Raw genomic sequence first — 23,706 nt, forward strand, 5'->3', positions numbered from 1 at the left:
GCCCGCATTCTCGTCTTTTTATTAAAGTAATTAATTATCAATAATTTAATTAAAATCAAGACGCGAGGGTATTGATCAGGTCTCTATGTATGATTTTTCGACGCGGTGCTATCAATAAGTTAATTCGCGGCAAGTTCTGGGGATAAATCTGTTATTGACAATAAAAATGTCACCGGACTGTAACGCCACGGTGCAACGGCGTTGCCGCGGCATCGGGCGCAGCGACGAATCCGCTTGAAGCTGGTTTTATATCCAGTATCATGGGCACTGGCGCAAATCGCCGACACTTTCCATAATTAGGGGCCATGCCCGGCGCAGAGCCGGCTGGCCGCCTGAGCGCGCGCATCTCCACAGGGTAGCCGAGCAATGAGTAAACTTTTCAAACTGCATTCAGAGTTCAAACCGGCCGGCGATCAGCCGGAAGCCATCCGCAAGCTGGAAGAGGGGCTGGAAGACGGCCTGGCGCACCAGACGCTGCTGGGGGTCACCGGTTCGGGCAAGACATTCACCATCGCCAACGTGATAGCCGATCTGAATCGGCCGACCATGGTGCTGGCGCCGAACAAGACGCTGGCGGCGCAGCTGTACGGCGAAATGAAAGAGTTTTTCCCGGAGAATGCGGTGGAATACTTCGTCTCCTACTACGACTACTACCAGCCGGAAGCCTATGTGCCCAGCTCCGACACCTTCATTGAAAAAGACGCTTCGGTGAACGAGCACATCGAGCAGATGCGCCTTTCCGCCACCAAGGCGCTGCTGGAGCGGCGCGACGTGGTGGTGGTAGCGTCGGTGTCGGCGATCTACGGCCTGGGCGATCCGGATCTTTACCTGAAGATGATGCTGCACCTGACCCAGGGGATGATCATCGATCAGCGATCCATTTTGCGCCGGCTGGCGGAGCTGCAATATTCCCGCAACGATCAGGCCTTCCAGCGCGCTACCTTCCGCGTGCGCGGCGAGGTGATCGACATTTACCCGGCGGAGTCGGACGAGCTGGCGCTGCGCGTCGAGCTGTTCGACGAAGAAGTGGAGCGGCTGTCGCTGTTCGATCCGCTGACCGGGCAGATCGAGCAGGTGGTGCCGCGCTTTACCATCTACCCGAAATCGCACTACGTGACGCCGCGCGAGCGGATCATGCAGGCGATGGAAGAGATCAAGGTCGATCTGGCGGACCGCCGCAAGGTGCTGCTGGCCAACAACAAGCTGCTGGAAGAGCAGCGCCTGACGCAGCGCACCCAGTTCGATCTGGAGATGATGAACGAGCTGGGCTACTGCTCGGGCATCGAAAACTACTCGCGCTACCTGTCCGGGCGCGCCGAGGGCGAGCCGCCGCCGACGCTGTTCGACTACCTGCCGGCGGACGGCCTGCTGGTGGTCGACGAATCCCACGTCACCATTCCGCAGATCGGCGCGATGTTCAAGGGCGACCGCGCGCGCAAGGAAACGCTGGTGGAGTACGGCTTCCGCCTGCCGTCGGCGCTGGACAACCGCCCGCTGCGCTTCGAGGAGTTCGAGGCGCTGGCGCCGCAGACCATCTATGTCTCCGCGACGCCGGGCAAATACGAGCTGGAGAAATCCGGCGGCGATCTGATCGATCAGGTGGTGCGGCCGACCGGGCTGCTGGATCCGATCGTGGAGGTGCGGCCGGTCGCCACCCAGGTGGACGATCTGCTCTCCGAGATCCGCAAGCGCGCGGCGATCAACGAGCGCGTGCTGGTGACCACCCTGACCAAACGCATGGCGGAAGACCTGACCGAATACCTGGAAGAGCATGGCGAGCGCGTGCGCTACCTGCACTCGGACATCGATACCGTGGAACGGGTCGAAATCATCCGTGACCTGCGTCTGGGCGAGTTCGACGTGCTGGTGGGCATCAACCTGCTGCGTGAGGGGCTCGACATGCCTGAGGTGTCGCTGGTGGCGATTCTGGACGCCGACAAGGAAGGTTTCCTGCGTTCCGAGCGTTCGCTGATCCAAACCATCGGCCGCGCGGCGCGTAACCTGAACGGCAAGGCGATCCTGTATGGCGATCGCATCACCGATTCGATGGCCAAGGCGATCGGTGAAACCGAGCGGCGCCGCGCCAAGCAGCAGGCCTACAACGAAGCCAACGGCATCGTGCCGCAGGGGCTGAACAAGAAGATCGGCGACATTCTGCAGATCGGCCAGCCGGTCAACCGCGCCAAGAGCAAAGGCAAGGGCAAGGCGGCGGACGGCGGCGCTTCGCTGCAGAACCTTACGCCGAAAGCGCTGGATCAGAAAATCCGCGATCTGGAAGCGCAGATGTACACCCACGCGCAAAACCTGGAGTTCGAGCAGGCGGCTGCGCTGCGCGACCAGATCCACCAGCTGCGCGAGCAGTTTATTGCGATTTCCTGACCGTTGGATGGCGCCCGCGCAGCGGGCGTCGAAATTCCTTGTCGGCCGCGTCAAAGCTGTTAAGGTGTGCGGCCCGATTTGACCACGAAGAGTACCGAACATGAGCCAACACCAGTCCAAAGACCCGCTGCACGGCGTGACGCTGGAGCAACTGCTGAATAAGCTGGTGGATCACTACGGTTGGTCCGAGCTGGGCGCACGCATTCGCATCAACTGCTTCCGCAGCGATCCGAGCATCAAGTCCAGCCTGAAGTTTTTGCGTCGCACGCCCTGGGCGCGCAAAGAGGTGGAAGATCTGTATATCGATATGGTCAGCCATCCCGCCCCAGCCAGCGATAATCCCTGGCTGCGCGGGCGAGACGGTTAAATTCGGTCAGCGGCGGGCGGCCAGCGCCACCAGCGCCCGATCCAGCGCCTGGCGCAGCAGTTGGCGATCGTGTCTGTAGGGGATGTCGCTCGCTTCCAGCGGCTGTTGAATCACCACCCGATCCTGCACTTCACTGGCGTCTACCGCCGGGCCGACGATCAGCGCATCGATCATCCGGCGGCCAATCTTCTCTTCCATCAGCGTCAGCTTATCCTGTAGCGACAGCGCCGCGGCGGCCACGCTCAGCTCGCGGCCGAGGTTGCCGATATAGATCATGCTGGCGCTGCTGCGGCGCAGCGCCTGGGTGAGATCGTCCAGCAGCAGCAGCGGCATCAGGCTGGTGAGGAAACTGCCCGGCCCGATCAGGATCATGTCGGCCTGCGCGATGGCGTCCAGCGCTTCGCGCGTGGCGCTGACCGGCGGCGACAGCATCAGCTCCTGCGGCATATGGGCCAGCTGATCGACATTCACTTCACCGTAAACGTGATTGCCTTCGTGATCGTGCGCCATCAAATCCACCGGCTGTTCCGACATCGGGATCAGCGCCGCGTCCACCTTCAGCAGGCTGCGCACCAGGTTGATCGCTTCCAGAGGGCGCACGCTCAGGTGATCTAGCGCTTTCAGCATCAGGTTGCCGAGGTTGTGGCCGGCCAGTTCGCCGTTGCCGCTGAAGCGGTATTCGAACATCGCCGAGGCGACGCTCGGTTCGGTGATCAGCTGGTTGAGACAGTTACGGGTATCGCCCCAGGCAATGCCGCCTTCCGAACGGCGGATGCGGCCGGTGGAACCGCCGTTGTCGGTGGTGGTGACGATGCCGGTCAGGCGGGAGCCTAAGGACGACAGGGCCGACATCACACGGCCCAGGCCGTGTCCGCCGCCTAACGCCACCACGCGGTCGAGATCGGCCAGGGTACGATTACGCATAAATTTCCTTACAAAGGGGCTGAACTGCCCGCATAAGGTAACGGATCCGGCATAAAAACGCGATATACCCGTCATCCTTGAAGTTGCCTCTGTGTTGGCTGCATTTAGTTACGTGGCCCGTCCATGGGCCACGCCCCTTCAGGGCCGCTGCAAGCAGCGTTCAAATCTGCTCCCGGCAGATTTGTCACCCCAGTCACTTACCTAAGTAAGCTCCTGGGGACTGATGGGCCTCGTCCTGAGGCCCCCCCTTCGGGCCAGCGCAAGCGCTGTTCAAATCGGTTCCCGACCGATTTGTCCCGCTCTTGCCGTCGGGAGGCAACTCCAATTATTTAGGGCATAAAGAGTGTCATTTGCGTGATTCCGGTCAATTCGTCCGCGCAAGTGATGTTTATCATGGTTTACCAGAATACGCGGCGTCTAAAAACGCTGTATAGACAATTATATAGCGAATTTACGCGTTGGCTATCGTTGCCGATTAGCGCTAGAATTCTGCTGAAAACCACGGTTTCGTTCCGGCTACTCAAGGTAGCGGGAAGAGAAATCAAACTCCTAGCCCCTGCGCCTACGTTGTTCATCCGGAACGATATGGCGCCTGGGCCGTGGCGAAGTCAGCCACCAGGGTGCAGAGGGGAAACGCTCGCATCTCCCGACTTTGGAAAGGTGTTATGGTGCCGCAACTCATTGATGCTTATGAGCGCAAGTTCTATTACCTGCGCTTGTCGATCACCGACGTGTGCAACTTTCGTTGCACCTATTGTCTGCCCGACGGCTACAAGCCGAGCGGCAGCCCGAAAAGCTTCCTGTCGCTGGATGAAATCCGCCGCGTCAGCCGCGCGTTCGCCGAACTGGGCACCGAAAAGGTGCGCCTGACCGGCGGCGAGCCTTCGCTGCGCCGCGATTTTACCGAGATCATCGCCGCCGTGCGGGAAAACCCGGCCATCCGTACCCTGGCGGTCACCACCAACGGCTACCGTCTGGCGCGCGACGTCGCCGCCTGGCGTGACGCCGGTCTGACGGCGATCAACGTCAGCATCGACAGCCTGGATCCCCGCCAGTTTCACGCCATCACCGGTCAGGACAAGTTCCGCCAGGTGATGGACGGCATCGACGCCGCCTTCAGCGCCGGTTTCAGCAAGGTCAAGGTCAACGCGGTGCTGATGCGCGACGTTAACCACCAGCAGCTCGGCGCCTTTCTCGCCTGGATCAAGGACCGGCCGATCCAGCTGCGCTTTATCGAACTGATGGAAACCGGCGAGGGCGGCGAGCTGTTTCGCAAACACCACGTTTCCGGCGAAGTGATTCGCCTGCAGTTGGAGCAGCAGGGCTGGCAGCGCCAGGCACGCGGCCGCAGCGACGGCCCGGCGCAGGTGTTCAGCCACCCGGACTACCAGGGCGAGGTGGGGCTTATCATGCCGTATGAAAAAGACTTTTGCGCCAGCTGTAACCGGCTGCGCGTCTCTTCCATCGGCAATCTGCACCTGTGCCTGTTCGGCGAGCAGGGAGTGCCCCTGCGCGATCTGCTGGCGGACGACGGCCAGCTTGACGCGCTGAAGGCGCGCATCCAGAGCGGGCTGCTGAGCAAGAAGCAGACCCATTTCCTGCATCAGGGCAACAGCGGGATCACCCAGAACCTGTCGTTTATCGGCGGCTGATACCCACATATTTCAAGCCGCAGCGTTGTTGGCTGCGTGCGCTCACCCCAGTCACTTACCTGAGTAAGCTCCTGGGGATTTACGCACTGGCCGCCTGGCTGCAGCTTGAAATCTGTTGGGTATCTCAGAATAGGAGCCTATTGAACCATGAGCCATGCGAGCAGCGAGTTTATTGCGGCGCATATCGCCATCCTGACCGTCTCCGACAGCCGCGGCGCGGCGGAAGACACCTCCGGCCACTATCTGCAGGAAGCGGCGCAGGAAGCCGGCCATCAGGTGGTGGATCGCGCCATCGTCAAAGATGACATTTACCAGATCCGCGCGCGGGTTTCCGCCTGGATCGCTGATGACAACGTGCAGGCGGTGCTGATCACCGGCGGCACCGGTTTTACCGCCCGCGACAACACGCCGGAAGCGCTGCTGCCGCTGTTCGACAGAGAGGTGGAAGGATTCGGCGAACTGTTCCGCATGGTGTCGTACGAAGAGATCGGCACCGCGACGATCCAGTCGCGCGCGCTGGCCGGCCTGGCCAACCGCACGGTGATCTTCGCGATGCCGGGCTCCACCCGCGCCTGCCGCACCGCCTGGGAGCGGATTATCGAAGAGCAGTTGGACGCGCTCCATCGCCCGTGCAACTTCCAGCCCCACTTGAAGAAGCCCTGAGTCATGACACAGCTAACCCATATTAACGCCGCCGGCGAAGCCCATATGGTCGATGTTTCCGCCAAGGCCGAAACGGTGCGCGAGGCGCGCGCCGAAGCCTTCGTCGAGATGCTGCCCGCCACGCTGGCGATGATCGTCGACGGCAGCCATCACAAGGGCGACGTGTTCGCCACGGCGCGCATCGCCGGCATTCAGGCGGCCAAACGCACCTGGGAGCTGATCCCGCTGTGCCACCCGCTGATGCTGAGCAAGGTCGAAGTGCAGCTGGAGGCGCAAACGCAGCACAGCCGAGTGCGCATCGAAACCTGCTGCCGGCTGACCGGCAAAACCGGCGTCGAGATGGAGGCGCTGACCGCCGCCTCGGTGGCGGCATTGACCATCTATGACATGTGCAAAGCGGTACAGAAAGACATGGTGATCGGCCCGGTGCGCCTGCTGGCGAAAAGCGGCGGCAAATCCGGCGATTTTAAGGTGAACGTATGATCGATATTCTTTTCTTCGCGCAGGTGCGCGAACTGGTGGGCACCGGCGGCCTGTCGATGCCGGCGGATTACCCGACCGTCGAGGCGCTGCGCCAGGCGCTGTGTGCGCGCGGCGATCGCTGGGCGCTGGCGCTGGAATCCGGCAAGCTGTTGGCGGCGGTCAATCAGTCGCTGGTGGCGGCGGACCATCCGCTGCGCGCCGGCGATGAAGTGGCCTTCTTCCCGCCGGTCACCGGGGGGTAAGCATGGAAAATACCCGCATTCGCGTGGGCGAAGCGCCGTTCAACGTCGGCGACGAGTACCAGTGGCTGGCGCAGTGCGACGCCGATGGCGCGGTGGTGACCTTCACCGGCAAGGTGCGCAACCATAATCTGGGTGACGACGTCAGCGCGCTGACGCTGGAACACTACCCCGGCATGACCGAGAAGGCGCTGGCGGAGATCGTGGCCGAGGCGCGCAGCCGTTGGCCATTGCAGCGGGTGACGGTGATCCACCGCGTCGGCGCGCTGTATCCCGGCGACGAGATCGTGTTCGTCGGCGTGACCGGCGCGCACCGCAGCATGGCGTTCGCCGCCAGCGAGTTCATCATGGACTACCTGAAGACCCGCGCGCCGTTCTGGAAGCGCGAAGCCACCGGCCAGGGCAATCGTTGGGTGGACGCCCGCGACAGCGATCGCGAGGCCGCGCAGCGCTGGCACGACGCGGTTAAATAACGCGTCAACAGCGGAAACAAATCAAGACCTTTGCCGCTTTCGCCCGGCATATTCTGTGGTACGCTTATAGCAGGCGAAGCCCCGTTCGCGGGGCTTCGGAATCTTGTTTACAACGCAAAAGGTAACCGTCATGGACCGATATCCACGCTCTAATGGTTCAATCGTCGAACGTGCCAACAGCGGCATTCAGGCCTACATGGCGCAGGTTTACGGCTGGATGACCTGCGGTCTGCTGCTGACGGCGTTCGTTTCCTGGTATGCGGCCAACACGCCCGCGATCCTCAACTTCATCTTCTCCAGCCAGATCACCTTCTTCGGCCTGATCATCGCCCAACTGGCGCTGGTGTTCGTGATCTCCGGCATGGTCAACCGCCTGAGCGGCGCGGTGGCCACTTCGCTGTTCATGCTGTACTCGGCGCTGACCGGGCTGACGCTGTCGAGCATCTTCATCGCCTACACCTACAGCTCGATCGCCAGCACCTTCGTGGTCACCGCCGGCATGTTCGGCGCCATGAGCCTGTATGGCTACACCACCAAGCGCGATCTGAGCGGCTTCGGCAGCATGCTGTTCATGGCGCTGATCGGCATCGTGCTGGCCTCGCTGGTGAACATCTGGCTGAAAAGCACCGCGCTGATGTGGGCGATCACCTACATCGGGGTGGTGGTGTTCGTCGGCCTGACCGCGTACGACACGCAAAAACTCAAGGCGATGGGCGAGCAGCTGAATGCCGATGATAAAGACAGCTTCCGCAAGTACGCCATCGTCGGCGCGCTGACGCTGTATCTCGACTTCATCAACCTGTTCCTGATGTTGCTGCGTATCTTCGGCAACCGTCGCTAAATCCGTGGCCTTTCAAGCAGCAGCTTGAAATCCCTAGGACTTACCAGGCTCTGCATGTGACATGCAGAGCCTTTTTTATGCGATTTTGCGGCGGAACAGCGCGTAGGCGGCGCTGCCGGTGGTGGCGGTGATCACCAGCAGCGGCCACAGGCTGTGCCAGATGATGTCGAAGCTGGCGTCCTTCAGGTAGATCTGCTTGGTGATGTCGGTGAAGTGGCGTATCGGGTTAACCCAGGTCAGATCCTGCAGCCACACCGGCATATTTTCCACCGGCGAGACGTAACCCGAGAGCAGGATCGCCGGCATCATGAACACGAACACGCCGATGAACGCCTGCTGCTGAGTGGCGCACAGCGACGAGATCAGCAGGCCGAAACCGACCAGCGACAGCCCGTAGATCAGCATGGTGGCATAGAACAGCAGCAGCGATCCGGCGAACGGGATCTGATACAGGAAGATGCCGATCAGCAGCACGATGCTGGCCTGGAAGCTGGCGACGATCAGCGCCGGCACCGCCTTGCCGATAAAGATCTGCCAGGTGGTGAGCGGCGAGACCAGCAGCTGTTCCAGCGTGCCCTGTTCGCGTTCGCGCGCCACCGACAGCGAGGTGACGATCAGCACGCCGATGGTGGTGATCATGGCGATCAGCGACGGCACCACGAACCATTTGTAGTCCAGATTCGGGTTATACCAGTTGCGCACCACCAGCTCGCTGTTATTGGGTTTGGCGCGGTTGCCGAGCAGCTCGTTCTGATATTCCTGCACGATCTGCTGCACGTAGTTGGCGGCGATCTGCGCGCTGTTGGAGTTGCGCCCGTCGAGCAGCAGCTGCAGCGGCGCGGTGTTGCCGGCGGCGATATCGCGCGAGAACTGCGCCGGGAAGCGGATCAGCAGCAGCGCTCGCTGGTTATCGATGGTGGTCTTTATCTCCTGCGGGCTGCGCAGCAGCAGCACGTGTTGAAAGGCCTTGGCCTTGGCGAAGCGCTGGGTCAGCTCTACCGAGGCTTGGCCGCTGTCCTCGCTGTAGACCGCGATGGTGGCGTTGGTGACTTCCAGCGTCGCGGCGAACGGGAACAGCAGCACCTGCAGGATCACCGGCATGATTAAAATGGCGCGGGTTTGCGGATCGCGCAGCAGCGCCTGCATTTCCTTGATGATGAGCGTCAACAGACGATGAAACATCGCTCTTTCTCCTCAATCCAGCCGGCGCTGGGTTTTCCAGGCCGTCAGGCCGATGAACACCACGGCGGAAGCGATCAGAAACAGCAGATTGATCAGCAGCACGGTGCCGACGTTGCCCGCCAGGAACAGCGTTTGCAGCGTGCTGACGAAGTAGCGCGCCGGAATGATGTAGGTCACCGCGCGCACGATGGCCGGCATGCTGTCGATCTGGAAGATGAAGCCGGACAGCATGATCGACGGCAGGAAGGCGGCGTTCAGCGCCACCATCGCCGCATTGAACTGATTGCGGGTGAGGGTGGAGATCAGCAGGCCCATGCCGAGGGTGCTGGCGAGGAACAGGCTGCTGATCAGCAGCAGGATCAGCAGCGAGCCGCGATAGGGTACGCCGAGCACCCAGACCGCCACCGCCATGCACAGCGCCATGGCAGCCATGCCGAGGAAGTAATAAGGGATCAGCTTGGAGAGCAGCAGCTCGCTGCGCGTCACCTGGGTGGACAGCAGGGCCTCCATGGTGCCGCGCTCCCATTCGCGGGCGATCACCAGCGAGGTGAGGATGGCGCCGATCACCGTCATGATGATGGTGATGGCGCCGGGAATGATGTAGTGCCGGCTGATGGCCGCCGGGTTGAACCAGTAGCGCATCTGCACGTCAATCAGCGGCTTGTCGCTGTTACCCCGATCGGCGGCGCGCTGCTGCTGCCAAACTTGCCATACGCCCTGGGCGTAACCCTGCACGAAGTTGGCGGTGTTCGGCTCGCTGCCGTCGGTGATCACCTGGATCGGGGCGCTGTCGTGCGGGCGCGCCATGCGCTGGTCGAAATCCACCGGGATCACCACCAGGCCGCGGATCGTGCCGGCCTGCATCTGCTGGATCAGCTGTTGGCGGTTGTCGCTGATGGTCGGTTCGATATAGGGGGAACCGGCGAATGCCTGGGCCAGATCGCGCGCGTCTTCGCTCTGTTGCTCCATCAGAATGCCCAGATGCAGCTTGCTGGAGTCCAGGTTGATGCCGTAGCCGAAGATAAACAGCAGCATCAGCGGGATGACGAAGGCGATCAGGCCACTGCTGGGATCGCGCAGTATCTGCCGCGTTTCCTTCAGGCACAGCGCGCGCAGCCGGCGCCAGGAGAAGCCGCCGTCGTCGATTGGGGTGCGGTTATCGCTCACCGTGATTCCTCCTCATCGTAACCCTGCACCAGCTCGATAAACGCCTGCTCCATCGAGGGGTTGGGATTGTCGTCGCGCGCCACCTGCTGTTTGAGATCGTCCGGCGTGCCGGCGGCGATGATCTTGCCGCGGTATACCAGGCCGATGCGGTCGCAGTATTCCGCCTCGTCCATAAAGTGGGTGGTCACCATCACCGTGACGCCCTTGTCGACCATGCCGTTGATGTGCAACCAGAACTCGCGCCGCGTCAGCGGATCGACGCCGGAAGTCGGTTCGTCGAGGAACAGGATATCCGGTTCGTGCATCAGCGCGCAGGCCAGCGCCAGGCGCTGTTTGAAGCCGAGCGGCAGCGCGTCCGGCGTCTGATCGAGGATCGGCGCGAAGTTGAAGGCGCGGGACATCTCGTCGATTTTGTCGCGCTGCGCCTTGCCGCTCAGGCCGTAGACGCCGGAGAAAAACTTCAGGTTCTGCGCCACCGTCAGGTTGCCGTACAGCGAGAATTTTTGCGCCATGTAGCCGAGGCGTTGGCGCGCCTGGCCGGAGCTGGTCTTGAGATCCATCCCCAGCACCAGCGCCTTACCGCTGGAAGGGATCAGCAGGCCGCACATCATTTTGAAGGTGGTGGACTTGCCGGCGCCGTTCGGCCCGAGCAGGCCGAAAATTTCGCCGCGCCGCACCTGGAAATCAACGTGATCGGTAGCGGCGAAGTCGCCGAATTTCTTGGTCAGTTGCACCGCTTCGATCACCGTTTCACCGCTTTCACCGTTGACGGTCGGCATGATCTCCGCCAGCGCCGAGCGGTGGTTGGGGCCGCCGCCGAGCAGATCGATAAACGCATCCTCGAAGCGCGGATCCGCTTCGTCCAGTTCGGCGTCCGGTAGATCCAGCGCTTGCAACAGCTGCCGGTGATCTTCGCCTTCCTTCAGGATCAGGCGTAGATACTTGCCCTGGATCACCCCGTCGGTGACCGCCGGCAGGCAGATCGCCCGCTGCAGCAGCGATCGATGGCTGCCGGGGGGCGCGGCGATCAACACCGTGCGCCCGGCCATACGGCGGGTCAGCTCCTGCGGCGCGCCGCTGAACAGCAGCTCGCCCTCGTTGAGCAGCAGCACTTCGCGGCACTGTTCGGCCTCATCGAGATAAGACGTACTCCACAGAATCAGCATGCCGTCGTTGGCCAATTCGTGCACCATGCGCCACAGCTCGCGGCGCGAGATCGGATCGACGCCGACGCCCGGCTCATCCAGCAACAGCACCTGAGGTTCGCCCACCAGCGTGCAGGCCAGGCCGAGTTTCTGCTTCATACCGCCGGACAGCTTGCCCGCCAGGCGCTCGGTAAAGCGGGTCAGATCGGTGAATTTCAACAGCCGCTCGAAGGTCTGGCGGCGAAGATCGCCGGTGACGCCGCGCAGATCGGCGTACAGCGTCAGGTTCTCCATCACCGTCAGATCCTCATACAGCCCGAACTTCTGCGGCATGTAACCGAGGATCGCGTGCAGTTGACGATCCTGCGCGATCGGATCCAGCCCGGCGACCCGCAGTTTGCCGCTGCTGGGTTGCAGCAGCCCGGCCAGCATGCGCAGCAGGGTGGTTTTGCCGGCGCCGTCCGGGCCGACCAGCCCAATCACCGCGCCGCTGCGCAGGGTGGTGGTCAGGCTGGCGACCGCCGGTTTCTCAAGCGACGGGAAGCGCTTCTCCAGCCCTTCCAGCTCAATGGTGTGCGCCTGTTCCATGGCCGGCCTCAGGGTTTGGCGAAGCGCAGGGTGACCGGCATGCCCTGGCGCAGCGCGTCGTCGGCGTCGGTGACGATCACCCGCAGGCGGTACACCAGATCGGTGCGCAGATCCGGCGTTTCAACGCTTTTCGGCGTGAATTCGGCGGTCGGCGAGACGAAGCCGATCTTGCCGTGATAAGGCTTGCCGGGGCGGCCGTCGGTGTAGATCTCCAGTTCGGTGCCGGGCACCGTCTGGCTCAGGCTGGTTTCGTTGACGTAGGCGCGCACCCACACCGGCCGGGTCAGCGACAGGGTGAAGACCGTGCCGCCGGCGCCGAGCATGGTGCCCGGCTCCACCGCGCGGGTCAGCACCGTGCCGGCGGAAGGGGAAACCAGCGTGGCGTCTTGCAGGTTCAACTGCGCCTGTGCCAGCGCCGCCTCGCTCTGCGCCACGTCGGCCTTGGCCTGTTCGATTTCTTGCGGGCGGTTGCCGCTGAGGTATTGCGACAGCTTGTCTTTCGCCGCCTGCAGGTTGGCCTGCGCCTGATTGCGGGCGGTGCGCGCATCCTCCAGCGCATCGGCGGAGGTGGCGTTTTTCGCCCACAGCCCCTGCTGGCGTTTCAGGAAGCTGTCGGCGTAGGCGAAGGCGGACTGGCGCTGCGCCATTTCCGACCGCACTTGGGCGATCTCTTCGCTGCGGTAGCCGGCCTGCAGCAGCGACAGCTTGGCGCGCGCGCTGCCGACGTTGGCTTCGGCCTGCTGCAGCGCGTTGCGGTAGGGCGCGTCGTCCAGCTTACCGAGCAGTTGGCCCGGCTGAACGGCATCACCTTCATCCACCGTCAGCGACGCCAGGCGGCCGTCGACGCGAAAGCCGAGGTTCACCGTGCGGATGTCGACGTTGCCATACAGCGTCAGCGGCTTATCCTGCTGCTGTTGGTAATGCCATACCCCGTAAGCGGCGGCCGCGATCAGCAGAATTAACAACACGATCAAGGCACTGCGTTTTTTGTTCATAACACTCCCTGCCTGAATTTACGCGCCGTGACGTTGGCGCAGCCCAACAACCAGAATCTCGATATGCTCGCTCAGCACCGCCGCGATTTGCGCCGCTTCGCCCTCACCAATCTCTTGCCAGCCGGCCTGACGGCGGATGGTTTCGCGCGCCACGCGGAACGACAGCACCTCGCCGATCAGCGCATGGGTATGCAGCACGAGGCGGGGGGCGCGTTCGTCGATGCCGGTGGCGGCCGCCAGCAGGCGGCACAGCCGCTCGTGCATCGGCGCGATCACCTGGCTGTGGATCAGCGGGTAGGCGTCGGTCGGGGCGAGCTGTTCGCGCGACATGATTTTGCTCAGGTTCAGCGTGTGCGGCTGGGTCATCAGTTCGCTGAAGGCCAGCAGGCCACGCTGCAGCAAACGCAGCGCCGCGTCGGGTGAGCGCTGCGCGACGGGCTGTTGCCAGAAGCGATCGACCTCTTCGGCCAGCGGGGCGAACGCCTGCTGGATGAAATCGGCGAGCGACTGCGCCACGGCCAGGTACAGCCCCTCTTTAGAGCTGAAGTAATAGGTGATGGCGGCGATGTTCTGGCCGGCGCGCTGGGCGATATCGCGGGTGGTGGCGCCCTGCAGGCCATATTCGCCGAACAGGTCGGTCGCCGCGGCGAGCAGCTGCCGGCGCGCTTGCTCGCCGCGCGCCCGGCCGGCGGCCTGATGAGGTACGGAAGCTGGCATGGGTCACGCTCGAAGTTAATCAATCATATGATTAACTTTATGCCAGATTGTTTAAAATGCAACCGCTAATCACAATGCGTTATGTGATCGGCTTCAGACAATGCTGAATTTACGGCAGATTGTGCTCTCCACGCGTAAAAGTGCTTTTTATTGCGCGACTTCTGTTACAATCGCCGCCTGGTGCACTGCAGTTTGTGCCAATCCCTCGTGGTCATGCTTAATGCCCCGTCTGATCATCCTCCCAGGAAACTGCACCGAACACCGTTAGGTTAGGGGGGATCTGGAGTTTTTCTCTTTATGTCATTTGAAACCCTCGGCTTAAGTGCTGAAATTGTGCGCGCTGTTGAAGAACAGGGCTATCGCGAACCGACGCCAATTCAGCGTCAGGCTATTCCTGTCGTGCTGGAAGGTCGTGACCTGATGGCCAGCGCCCAGACCGGCACCGGTAAAACCGCCGGTTTTACCCTGCCGCTGTTGCAGCTGCTGAGCAAGCATGACCATCCGGTCAAGGGCCGTCGCCCGGTGCGCGCGCTGATCCTGACGCCAACCCGTGAGCTGGCGGCGCAGATCGGCGAAAACGTCGATGCCTACAGCAAACACCTGCGCCTGCGTTCGCTGGTGGTGTTTGGCGGCGTGAGCATCAACCCGCAGATGATGAAGCTGCGCGGCGGCGTCGATATCCTGGTGGCGACGCCGGGCCGTCTGCTGGATCTGGAACATCAGAACGCGGTTGATCTGTCCAAAATCGAAATTCTGGTGCTGGACGAAGCGGACCGCATGCTGGACATGGGCTTTATCCACGACATCCGCCGCGTGCTGGCCAAGCTGCCGGCCAAGCGTCAGAACCTGCTGTTCTCCGCCACCTTCTCCGACGACATCAAGGCGCTGGCCAACAAGCTGCTGCACAACCCGGCTTCGGTAGAAGTGGCGCGCCGCAACACCGCGTCCGAGCAGATCGAACAGAGCGTGCACTTCGTCGACAAGAAGCGTAAGCGGGAACTGCTGTCGCAGATGATCGGCGAAGGCGACTGGAAACAGGTGCTGGTGTTTACCCGCACCAAGCACGGCGCCAACCACCTGGCGGAGCAGCTGAACAAAGACGGCATCACCGCCGCGGCTATCCACGGCAACAAGAGCCAGGGCGCCCGTACCCGTGCGCTGGCGGACTTTAAAGACGGCCGCATCCGCGTGCTGGTGGCCACCGACATCGCGGCGCGCGGTCTGGATATCGACCAGCTGCCGCACGTGGTGAACTACGAGCTGCCTAACGTGCCGGAAGACTACGTGCACCGTATCGGCCGTACCGGCCGCGCGGAGCGCACCGGCGAAGCTATCTCGCTGGTGTGCGTGGACGAGCACAAGCTGCTGCGCGACATCGAGCGTCTGCTGAAGCGTGAAATTCCGCGCATCGCGCTGCCGGGCTACGAGCCGGATCCGACCATCAAGGCCGAGCCGATCATCAACGGCCGCCAGGGTGGCGGGCGCGGTGCGCCGCGCGGCAACGGCGGTGGCCAGCGTTCCGGTAACGGCGGCGGTCAGCGCAGCGGTAACGCGAACGGCGGCCAGCGTGAAAACCGCGGCAACGGCAACGGTAACGCCCGCCCGCAGGGTGACGGCCAGCGCCGTTCCGGCGCGCCTTCGCGCCGCCCGCGCAATCGCAAACCGGCCGAATAAGCCTGATTGCTCTAAGAGTAAGCCGCCGATACGGGCGGCTTTTTTTTTGCCTGGCGGAAAGGCATTTTCGTACTAGGCTGGACGGTGGCTACCCCTAGATTCCAGGAGACGGAGATGAAATTGAAGTGCGCAATTCTCGATGATTACCAGCAGGTGGCGCTCAAGATGGCGGACTGGTCGGCGCTGGCCGAGCGGGTGGAGGTGTCCGCCATCAGCGCGCACTTTACCGATGAGGCGGAGCTGGCGGTGCATCTGCAGGAGTGCGACATTCTGGTCATCATGCGCGAGCGCACGCCGATGACCGCCTCGCTGCTGGCGCGGCTGCCGAAGCTGAAGCTGCTGATCACCTCCGGCATGCGCAACGCCGCTATCGATTTGGCCGCCGCCGCCGAGTGCGGCGTGGTGGTGTGCGGCACCAGCAGCGGGTCGGCGGCGCCGATGGAGCTGACCTGGGCGCTGCTGCTCGGGCTGGCGAAGCATATCGTGCCGGAAAGCGTCGGGCTGCAAAACAACGGCCCGTGGCAGCGGGATCTCGGCGTCACCCTGCAGGGGAAAACGCTGGGGCTGCTGGGGCTGGGCAAGATCGGCGGCCAGATGGCCCGGGTGGCGCAGGCGTTCGGCATGCGGGTGCTGGCCTGGAGCCAGAACCTGACGGCGGAACGGGCGGCGCAGGAGGGGGCTGAACTGGCGCCGTCCAAACGGGCGTTGTTCGAGCAGAGCGATTTTGTCTCTATCCACCTGGTGCTGAGCGATCGCAGCCGCGGGCTGGTGGGGCGTGACGAATTGACGGCGATGAAGCCCACCGCTTACCTGCTCAACACCTCGCGTGCGGCGATCGTCGATCGGGCAGCGTTGGTGGACGTGCTGCAACAGCGGAAGATCGCCGGCGCCGGGCTGGACGTGTTCGAGACGGAGCCGCTGCCGGCCGACGATGCGTTTCGTCAGCTGCCCAACGTGCTGGCGACGCCGCATGTGGGTTACGTGGCGGACGACAACTACCGCGCCTACTTCACCGAGGCGGTCGAGGATATTGCGGCGTTCCTCGCCGGTCAACCGATCCGCCGGCTGGGCTGACGGCGCTTTTAATGCCCGCAGAGGCTTGTCTGGCGCGGGCATTCACCCGTATCATTGCGGGTCTTTTTTTAGCTGGGATTGGTCATGCGCGTATTATTGGCTCCGATGGAGGGCGTTCTCGATTCTTTGGTGCGTGAGTTGCTCACCGAGGTGAACGACTACGATCTGTGCATCACCGAATTTTTGCGCGTGGTCGATCAGCTGCTGCCGGCCAAGTCATTCTACCGGCTGTGCCCGGAGCTGCGCCACGCCAGCCGCACGCCGTCGGGCACGCAGGTGCGCGTACAGCTGCTGGGGCAGTACCCGCAGTGGCTGGCGGAGAACGCCGCGCGCGCGGTGGAGCTGGGCTCTTACGGCGTCGATCTCAACTGCGGCTGCCCATCCAAGCTGGTGAACGGCAGCGGCGGCGGGGCGACGCTGCTCAAAGATCCGGAATTGATCTACCAGGGCGCCAAAGCGATGCGCGCAGCGGTGCCGGCTCATCTGCCGGTCACGGTGAAGGTGCGTTTGGGTTGGGACTCCTCCAACCGCAGTTTTGAAATCGCCGATGCGGTGCAGCAGGCGGGCGCCAGCGAGCTGACGGTGCATGGCCGCACCAAAGAGGACGGCTACAAGGCGGATCGCATCAACTGGGCGGCGATCGGCGAGATCCGTCAGCGGCTGAGCATTCCGGTGATCGCCAACGGCGAGATCTGGGATTACCGCAGCGCGCAGGATTGCCTGCAGGCGACCGGCTGCGACGCCATCATGCTGGGGCGCGGCGCGCTCAACGTGCCGAACCTGAGCCGGGTGGTGAAGTACAACGAACCGCGCATGCCCTGGCCGCAGGTGGTTGAGCTGCTGCAAAAATACGTCCATCTGGAAAAGCAGGGCGACACCGGCCTGTATCACGTGGCGCGTATCAAACAGTGGCTGGGCTATTTGCGCAAGGAATATGACGAAGCCACCGAACTGTTCAGCGAAATACGCGCGCTGACGACGTCAGGGGATATTGCGCGCGTCATCTGCCGCAGCTAAAAATAAACCCGCACGCGGCGGGTTTATTTAAATCGGTATTATCAGGCGGCTTTGTCGAGACGGTTCAATTCTATCTCGATATCCTGAATGGTTTTTTCCAGCCCTTCCAGACAGGCACCCTGTTTATTCAACAGGTCGTTAATGGCTTCGGCGAATGCCTTATTTTTGCATTCCCCCTGATCGAAGGCCAGCCAGTGTGCGGAGAGCGTCTCGGTATTCGACTGCGCATAGTGGCGCATTTCCTTCAGCTGGGAAGCGACGTTGCGTAAATTATCCAGCTGCGCCTGTGCGTCTGCATTGTTGCTCATGAATTTCTCCTTGAGTTGGCCGTTAAATAATTTCGACTGCGGGATTAAGCTTACCCTATCTAAATAAAAATATCACCCTTGTCGGCCCTGGCGGTTATTTTTGAGTGAATGCGGCTGTATTTATTTTTCGATTGAACAAGGACTTGGGTGGAATTGTAAAAATAGATAAATACGGTTTTTGAGACGGTTATTTCCGGCCATTCCATGCGGAATGGCCGTTATTCTAACGCTTAAGAGTGATGCTTATTATGCCGCGTCCGCCAGCATAAACATGCCGTAGGGGTGAATTTCCAGATAATAATGTTCGCCGACGTTCGGCTGCAGGCGAGTGGCGTTAACCTGCAGCAAAATTTGCTGCCCATGCCACGCCACCGTCACTTCATACTGCGGCCCCATGTAGGCGACATGCTGGATCACGCAGCGCTGGCTTTCCTCGCCGTGCTCGCTCAGCGTGATCGCTTCCGGCCGCACGCCCACCGTGCCGGCGCCTTCGGCGGCAAAGTGCGCGGGGCGCGGCAGGCGATAGCCGCTGATATCGACATAGTCCGCGCTGAAGCCGGCCGGGAACAGGTTGGCGTCCCCCATGAAGCTCGCCATAAAGCGCGACGCCGGCTGCCGATAGAGATCCTGCGGCGAGCCTATCTGCATGATATGCCCCTTGTTCATCACCAGCACGGTGTCTGAGACCGCGAAAGCCTCGCTCTGATCGTGAGTGACGTACAGCGACGTGATATCAAACTGCTTTTGCAGCTCGCGGATTTTTTCGCGCATGCTGCGGCGCAGGTTGGCGTCGAGGTTGCTCAACGGCTCGTCGAACAGCAGCACTTTCGGCTTAAGGATCAGCGCGCGCGCCAGCGCCACGCGCTGCTGTTGGCCGCCGGAGATCTGATCGACATAGCGATCGTCGAACCCCGCCAGATCCACCATCGCCAGCGCTTCCTGTACGCGCGCTTTCACTTCGGCGCGCGGAATGCCGAGCATCTTCAGGCCATAGCCGACGTTTTCCCCCAGCGACATGTGCGGGAACAGGGCATAAGACTGGAACACCATGCAGATGTCACGCTGCTGGATGGAACGATGGGTGACGTCTTCGCCATCAATGAATATCTGCCCGTCGCTCGGTTTCTCCAGCCCGGCGACCAGGCGCAAAATGGTGGTCTTGCCGCAGCCGGAAGGGCCGAGCAGCGTCACCATCTGCCCCCGAGGGATGGTGAGCGCGATGTTATCGATCACCGTGTTGCTGCCGAACCGTTTGGAGACGTTGCGCAGTTCAACGAAATTTTTCTGGCTCATCATGGGCTCCATTACGCCTGGTTTTTGGCTTTTGAACGGGAGATGCGTGCCTCGCCGATCAGCCAGTCAAAGAGGAAAATAATCGCCAGCATCACCACGATCAGAATTGAACCGTAGGCGATCGCCACCCCGTATTCGCCGTCTTCCACGCGGTTGAGGATGTAGGCGGTGGCCACGCGGGTATCGGGGGTGACCAGGAAGACGATGGCGCTGACGGTGGTGATGGCGCGCACGAAGCTGTAGATCAGCGCCGACAGGATCGCCGGGCGCAGCAGCGGCAGCAGGATGTGCGTGATGGTGCGCAGCGAGCCGGCGCGCAGGCTGAGCGAGGCTTCGTCCAGCGATTTGTCTATCTGGCCCAGCCCGGCGATCCCGGCGCGAATGCCCACCGGCACGTTGCGCATCACCATCGAGATAATCACGATGGCGGCCGTTCCGGTGAGGTACACCGGCGCGCTGTTGAAGGCGAGAATGTAAGAGACGCCGGCCACGGTGCCCGGCACCGCAAAGCACAGCATGGTGGTGAACTCGATGGTCTTTTTGCCCCTGAACTGCTGGCGCACCACGATCCAGGCGATCAGCAGGCCGAAGGCGGCGGTGATCGGCGCGGCGATCCCGGCGTACAGCAGCGTGTCGAGCAGCGAAGGCCACGCGCCGTCGCTCATGCCCTGGCCGAACAGCTTGATGAAGTTATCCAGCGTCAGCGTGTAATCCACCCCCCAGTTGACGGTGAAGCTGCCGTAGAAAATGCTGCCGTAGAGCAGGGCGTTAAAGGCTATCCACACCGCCAGCAGCGCGATCACGCCCCACACCAGCGTGACCGGCAGCGGCTGTACGTCACCGCGGTAGGATTTGCCGGACACGGTGACGTAAGAGCGTTTGCCGATCCACAGGTACTGAATGCAGAACACCAGCAGCGAGAACAGCAGCAGGAAGGCGCCGAGGGTGCTGGCGGCCTGATAGTCGAGCTGTGAGCCGGTGATGTAGAAATAGATTTGCGTCGCCAGCACGTCGAAGTTGCCGCCGAGCACCAGCGGGTTGCTGAAGTCGGCCAGCGATTGCACCACCACGATCAGAAACGCGTTGGCCAGCGCCGGTTTCAGCAGCGGCACGAACACGCCGTTAAAGGTTTGCCAACGGCTGGCGCGCAGGGTGTAGGAGGCTTCTTCCAGCGAAGGATGAATGGTCTTGATCGCGCCGTCGAGGATCATGAACGCCATCGGCGTGAACGCCAGCACCTGCGCCAGCCAGATGCCGGTAAAGCCGTACAGCCAGTTGGTGTTGGTCAGGCCGAACCAGGCCACCATCCACTCGGTGACGTAGCCGGAGCGCCCCATCATCAGCGTGACGCCCAGGCCGACGACGAACGGCGGCGTGACGATGGGCAGGATGGAGAAGATGCGGCCGATAATGGCGCTGCGCCTGGCGATGCGGGTGGTGTAAATCGCCAGCACCAGGCCGAAGAAGGTGCAGCCGGCGCCCACCGCGATCGACAGGGCGATGGAGTTGAGGATCACCTGAACGATATGCGCCTGCGACAGCACGTTCATAAACGCCAGCGGCGCGAACGCACCCGTCTGGTCGGTGAACATCGGAATGAAAATTGCGATGCTCGGCCAGACGATGAAGACGCCGATCAGCGCCACGATGGTGACCAGCGCACCGATAACGAAACGGTCGCCGCCCAGCCATTCGAGGCGGGTCAGCGCCAGCGTCATGATGGCGCCCAGCGCGGTCAATTGCACCAGGGTGGCGTAGCCTAAACCGCGCCCCGCCACCGTGGCGCTGACGACGATAAAGGCCACGCACAGCAGAGCCCAACCGGCATCGAACGCGTGGCGCCGCCGCCGTTCACCGCCCGCCGGGGCGTAGGGGCGAAGCAGCAGCAGGCTCGGCAACAGGCACCATAGCCAGCTGACATTGCGGTGTGACCAGCCGTAGGCCGCGAGGATTTCATCGCCGGTGGACTCCAGCAGGCCGTAATCCAGGCTCCAGCTCGGCAGCAGGGCGAACGCCAGCCAGCCAAGCAAGACCCAAAGGAATATCGCATCTCGTTTTTTCACGAGATGGAGTGCATGTGTATGTGACATAAGTTTCCCGGATGTTCAGGCCGGGTAAGGCGTGAGGCTTACCCGGCAACAGGCGCAGAATGCGGGTTTATTTACCCATCTTGACTTCGCTGACCCATTTATTGATCAGCGCCTTGCGGACCTCGGTCGAGCCGTACTTGTCCATGTCGTAGTTGATCAGCTTCAGGTCGTCGAGCTTCAGCGAGTTCGGCGAGGTAGCGGCGGTGGTATTGGTCAGGATCTGATAGGACTTGCCTTTCTGCCATGCCAGTTCCTGCGCCTCTTTCGACAGCACCCAATCCACGAACAGCTTGGCGTTATCGAGGTTGCGCGCGCCTTTGAGGATGCTGACGCCGCCGATTTCGTAGCCGGTGCCTTCACAAGGCGAGATCAGCTCAAGCGGCGCGCCCTGTTCTTTTTCGAGCGAGTAGTCATGCAGGAAACCGATGCCGATCGCCGTTTCGCCGCGGGCGGCGTTGCGCGCCGGGGCAATGCCGGACTTGGTGTACTGCGAGACGTTGGCGTTCAGCTGCTTGAGGTAATCGAACGCCTGATCGTCTCCCCACAGCTGGGCAAAGGTCGCCAGCGCGGTGTAGGCGGTGCCGGAGCTCTGCGGATCGGCGATTTGAATCTCGCCTTTGTATTCCGGCTTGGTCAGGTCTTTCCAGCACTTGGGCACCGGCAGGTTTTTCTCTTTCAGGCGCTGGGTATTGACGCCAAAGCCGAGAATGCCGACGTAGACCGCCGAGGAGTAGTTGCCTTTCAGCTTCGCCGGATCGCGGAATTGTGGCATCACCTGGTCGAGGTTCGGCGATTTGTACGGCTGCAGCAGCCCCATTTCACCGGCCTGGGATTGCGGATCGAGCGTGCCGCCGTACCAGACGTCCGCCTGCGGGTTTTTCTTCTCGGCGTCCACTTTCGCCAGCGTGCTGCCGGAGCCGTTGCGGATGAACGAGGTTTTCACGTCATATTTCTCGCCGAAGGCTTTGGTTTCCGCTTCGCACATTTCATTGGTGGCGCTGCAGTAAACCACCAGGCGGCCCTTGGCGTGCGCGGCGCCGCTCAGCGTGGCCAGCGCGATGCCGGAAGCTATCAGGGTAGTGACTAAGGTTTTTTTCATTGTTTTATCCTTCTCTCGGTAGAGGTGGTAACGCTCGCCATCAGCAGCGGCATCAGCAATAAACCCATAAGAACGGCGGCGATCGACAGCAAACTGAACATGCCTGACCAGCCGTAGCCTTCGATGATCTGCGACAGCGGCCAGCCCGCCAGCGCAGCCCCCAGGTAGGCGAACAGGCCGAGAAAACCGGTGATGGAGCCCGCTGCGCCTTTGTGCCCGCATTCCACGGCGGCGAGGCCAATCAGCATCTGTGGGCCGAAGACAAAAAAGCCCACCGCAAAGAAACAGCCCGCGAGCAGCGCGTAGTGATGCACCGGCGCCAGCCACAGCGCGGCGACGGAAACCATCAGCCCGAGCGTGAACAGCAAAATCATCGGCGCGCGCTGCCCGCCGAACAGCAAATCCGAGCCCCAGCCGGCGAACAGCGCGCCGAGCAGGCCGCCTACCTCGAACAGCATCACCGTGGCGTTGGCGCTGAGCAGGTTGACGCCGTGGCTTTCCGTCAGCCAGAGATTGCCCCAGTCGTTCAACGCGATGCGGATCAGGTAGACCAGCACGTAAGAGACGCCGAGCAGCCAGATCATCGGGTTCTTCAGCATCGTGGTGCGCAACATCTGCCACAGCCCCATCGGCGGGCTTTGCTGTTCCTGGCGCAGCTCCAGCGGATCGTGGCGCCACCGGCCGACCGACGGCAGGCCTTCTTCCTGCGGCGTGCCCGTCAGCCGCCGCGTGAGCCAGATGCCCAACACCATGCTGACGGCGCCCGGGATCAGCATCGCCGCCTGCCAGCCCCAGCGCTGGGCGGCGAAGGCGCTGATCAGCGGCACGATCGCGCCGCCGAGGTTGATCGACATATTCCAGCAGCCCCACCAGAAGCCGCGCTCGTTGTGCGAATACCAGTGGGTCAGCAGCCGCGCGCAGGGCGGCCAGCCCCAACCCTGAAAGAAGCCGTTCAGCGCCCAGACCGCCAGCAGCAGCGTCAGCGATTCGCCGAAGGCGAACGCCACGTTCAGCAAGCCGGTGGCGCACAGGCCGATCCCCATAAACCTGCGCTGCCCGTGGCCGTCGTGCCACAGTCCGGCGGCGAATTTCGACAGGCCGTAGCTCAGGTAAAACAGCGAGCCGAGCAGGCCGATGTCCCCTTTATCCAGCCCCAAATCCGTTTGCAGCGCCGGCAGCACGTAATTCACGCTTTTGCGCGTCAGGTAAAAGGCGGCGTACCCGATGACCATGTACAGCAGCAGTCGCGGGCGCAGCGCGCGGTAACGATGATCGATTTCAGATGCCGAGCGTGCCTGCATAGCCGCCTCCCTGGTGCTGACTATAAGAAGGTGAA

At 62.2% G+C, this 23,706-nt stretch carries 22 protein-coding genes and 1 riboswitch; of the genes, 11 read left to right on the top strand and 11 right to left on the bottom strand.

Going from position 1 to position 23,706, the window contains the following annotated elements:
• Nucleotides 1-366 precede the first annotated feature (366 nt).
• Both uvrB and ACJ8IN_RS07175 read left to right on the top strand, forming a co-directional pair.
• Nucleotides 367-2,379 carry an excinuclease ABC subunit UvrB gene (gene uvrB / locus ACJ8IN_RS07170; protein WP_033647115.1) on the top strand — a complete coding sequence of 671 codons (2,013 nt, stop codon included), beginning with the start codon at nt 367-369 and terminating at the stop codon, nt 2,377-2,379.
• 100 nt (nt 2,380-2,479) lie between these two features.
• Complete coding sequence (locus ACJ8IN_RS07175; RefSeq protein WP_004939783.1) at nt 2,480-2,746, top strand: VF530 family DNA-binding protein; 267 nt, start codon at nt 2,480-2,482, stop codon at nt 2,744-2,746.
• Between the two features lie 6 nt (nt 2,747-2,752).
• Here ACJ8IN_RS07175 and yvcK read toward each other — a convergent pair whose 3' ends face one another.
• Nucleotides 2,753-3,670 (bottom strand): uridine diphosphate-N-acetylglucosamine-binding protein YvcK, encoded by a 918-nt coding sequence (gene yvcK / locus ACJ8IN_RS07180; protein ID WP_049195910.1) that lies wholly within the window; start codon nt 3,668-3,670, stop codon nt 2,753-2,755.
• A 534-nt stretch (nt 3,671-4,204) separates the two neighbouring features.
• Nucleotides 4,205-4,349: riboswitch (molybdenum cofactor riboswitch) on the top strand.
• On the opposite strand from yvcK, the gene moaA reads away from it, so the two are divergent.
• The 6 genes from moaA (at nt 4,336) to ACJ8IN_RS07210 (ending at nt 8,021) form a co-directional block, all read left to right on the top strand.
• Complete coding sequence (moaA, locus tag ACJ8IN_RS07185) at nt 4,336-5,322, top strand: GTP 3',8-cyclase MoaA (RefSeq protein WP_016928681.1); 987 nt, start codon at nt 4,336-4,338, stop codon at nt 5,320-5,322. Its footprint overlaps the riboswitch before it by 14 nt.
• A 147-nt stretch (nt 5,323-5,469) precedes the next feature.
• A complete protein-coding gene (gene moaB, locus ACJ8IN_RS07190; RefSeq protein ID WP_197846943.1) occupies nt 5,470-5,985 on the top strand; it encodes a molybdenum cofactor biosynthesis protein B in 516 nt (171 codons plus the stop codon).
• Nucleotides 5,986-5,988: 3 nt separating this feature from the next.
• Nucleotides 5,989-6,468, top strand: a complete 480-nt coding sequence (moaC, locus tag ACJ8IN_RS07195) for a cyclic pyranopterin monophosphate synthase MoaC (RefSeq protein ID WP_033637506.1) — start codon at nt 5,989-5,991, stop codon at nt 6,466-6,468.
• Nucleotides 6,465-6,710: a molybdopterin synthase sulfur carrier subunit gene (moaD, locus tag ACJ8IN_RS07200; RefSeq protein ID WP_019453985.1), complete on the top strand. Its 246-nt coding sequence runs from the start codon at nt 6,465-6,467 to the stop codon at nt 6,708-6,710. The genes moaC and moaD overlap by 4 nt, the downstream gene beginning before the upstream one ends.
• Nucleotides 6,711-6,712: 2 nt before the next feature.
• The gene (gene moaE, locus ACJ8IN_RS07205; RefSeq protein ID WP_197846944.1) at nt 6,713-7,180 is read left to right on the top strand and encodes a molybdopterin synthase catalytic subunit MoaE; all 468 of its coding nucleotides are present in this window, start codon (nt 6,713-6,715) and stop codon (nt 7,178-7,180) included.
• A 130-nt stretch (nt 7,181-7,310) separates the two neighbouring features.
• Nucleotides 7,311-8,021, top strand: coding sequence for a Bax inhibitor-1/YccA family protein (locus ACJ8IN_RS07210; protein WP_033637508.1), 711 nt, complete (start codon nt 7,311-7,313; stop codon nt 8,019-8,021).
• Nucleotides 8,022-8,096: 75 nt separating this feature from the next.
• Here ACJ8IN_RS07210 and ACJ8IN_RS07215 read toward each other — a convergent pair whose 3' ends face one another.
• The 5 genes from ACJ8IN_RS07215 to cecR are packed head-to-tail and all read right to left on the bottom strand — an operon-like array spanning nt 8,097 to nt 13,815.
• Nucleotides 8,097-9,203, bottom strand: coding sequence for an ABC transporter permease (locus ACJ8IN_RS07215; RefSeq protein WP_047568816.1), 1,107 nt, complete (start codon nt 9,201-9,203; stop codon nt 8,097-8,099).
• A 12-nt stretch (nt 9,204-9,215) separates the two neighbouring features.
• Complete coding sequence (locus tag ACJ8IN_RS07220; RefSeq protein WP_060421236.1) at nt 9,216-10,370, bottom strand: ABC transporter permease; 1,155 nt, start codon at nt 10,368-10,370, stop codon at nt 9,216-9,218.
• On the bottom strand, nt 10,367-12,103 hold the full coding sequence (locus ACJ8IN_RS07225; protein WP_048232982.1) for an ATP-binding cassette domain-containing protein: 1,737 nt from the start codon (nt 12,101-12,103) through the stop codon (nt 10,367-10,369). Before ACJ8IN_RS07225 ends, ACJ8IN_RS07220 begins: the two co-directional genes overlap by 4 nt.
• Before the next feature lie 8 nt (nt 12,104-12,111).
• Nucleotides 12,112-13,098: a secretion protein HlyD gene (gene hlyD, locus ACJ8IN_RS07230; protein ID WP_060421239.1), complete on the bottom strand. Its 987-nt coding sequence runs from the start codon at nt 13,096-13,098 to the stop codon at nt 12,112-12,114.
• 18 nt (nt 13,099-13,116) lie between these two features.
• The gene (gene cecR, locus ACJ8IN_RS07235; RefSeq protein WP_041033964.1) at nt 13,117-13,815 is read right to left on the bottom strand and encodes a transcriptional regulator CecR; all 699 of its coding nucleotides are present in this window, start codon (nt 13,813-13,815) and stop codon (nt 13,117-13,119) included.
• A gap of 297 nt (nt 13,816-14,112) precedes the next feature.
• On the opposite strand from cecR, the gene rhlE reads away from it, so the two are divergent.
• The 3 genes from rhlE to dusC all read left to right on the top strand — a co-directional run bounded on the left by rhlE (nt 14,113) and on the right by dusC (nt 17,580).
• Nucleotides 14,113-15,489: an ATP-dependent RNA helicase RhlE gene (rhlE, locus tag ACJ8IN_RS07240; protein ID WP_033637514.1), complete on the top strand. Its 1,377-nt coding sequence runs from the start codon at nt 14,113-14,115 to the stop codon at nt 15,487-15,489.
• A gap of 114 nt (nt 15,490-15,603) precedes the next feature.
• Nucleotides 15,604-16,563: a D-2-hydroxyacid dehydrogenase family protein gene (locus ACJ8IN_RS07245; RefSeq protein ID WP_060421242.1), complete on the top strand. Its 960-nt coding sequence runs from the start codon at nt 15,604-15,606 to the stop codon at nt 16,561-16,563.
• An 84-nt stretch (nt 16,564-16,647) separates the two neighbouring features.
• On the top strand, nt 16,648-17,580 hold the full coding sequence (gene dusC / locus ACJ8IN_RS07250; RefSeq protein ID WP_060421245.1) for a tRNA dihydrouridine(16) synthase DusC: 933 nt from the start codon (nt 16,648-16,650) through the stop codon (nt 17,578-17,580).
• 41 nt (nt 17,581-17,621) lie between these two features.
• Here the strand turns inward: dusC and ACJ8IN_RS07255 are convergent, their stop codons facing one another.
• The 5 genes from ACJ8IN_RS07255 to uhpC all read right to left on the bottom strand — a co-directional run bounded on the left by ACJ8IN_RS07255 (nt 17,622) and on the right by uhpC (nt 23,695).
• Nucleotides 17,622-17,888 (bottom strand): hypothetical protein, encoded by a 267-nt coding sequence (locus ACJ8IN_RS07255; protein WP_060421248.1) that lies wholly within the window; start codon nt 17,886-17,888, stop codon nt 17,622-17,624.
• Between the two features lie 246 nt (nt 17,889-18,134).
• Nucleotides 18,135-19,181 (bottom strand): ferric ABC transporter ATP-binding protein, encoded by a 1,047-nt coding sequence (fbpC, locus tag ACJ8IN_RS07260; RefSeq protein WP_060421251.1) that lies wholly within the window; start codon nt 19,179-19,181, stop codon nt 18,135-18,137.
• 11 nt (nt 19,182-19,192) lie between these two features.
• Nucleotides 19,193-21,271, bottom strand: a complete 2,079-nt coding sequence (locus ACJ8IN_RS07265) for an ABC transporter permease (RefSeq protein WP_060421254.1) — start codon at nt 21,269-21,271, stop codon at nt 19,193-19,195.
• A gap of 67 nt (nt 21,272-21,338) precedes the next feature.
• Nucleotides 21,339-22,370: an ABC transporter substrate-binding protein gene (locus tag ACJ8IN_RS07270; protein WP_047568801.1), complete on the bottom strand. Its 1,032-nt coding sequence runs from the start codon at nt 22,368-22,370 to the stop codon at nt 21,339-21,341.
• Nucleotides 22,367-23,695, bottom strand: a complete 1,329-nt coding sequence (gene uhpC / locus ACJ8IN_RS07275; protein WP_442519494.1) for an MFS transporter family glucose-6-phosphate receptor UhpC — start codon at nt 23,693-23,695, stop codon at nt 22,367-22,369. The genes ACJ8IN_RS07270 and uhpC overlap by 4 nt, the downstream gene beginning before the upstream one ends.
• Nucleotides 23,696-23,706: the final 11 nt, after the last annotated feature.

The organism is Serratia sp. CY31944 (genome assembly GCF_052169175.1).
GTDB lineage: Bacteria > Pseudomonadota > Gammaproteobacteria > Enterobacterales > Enterobacteriaceae > Serratia > Serratia sarumanii.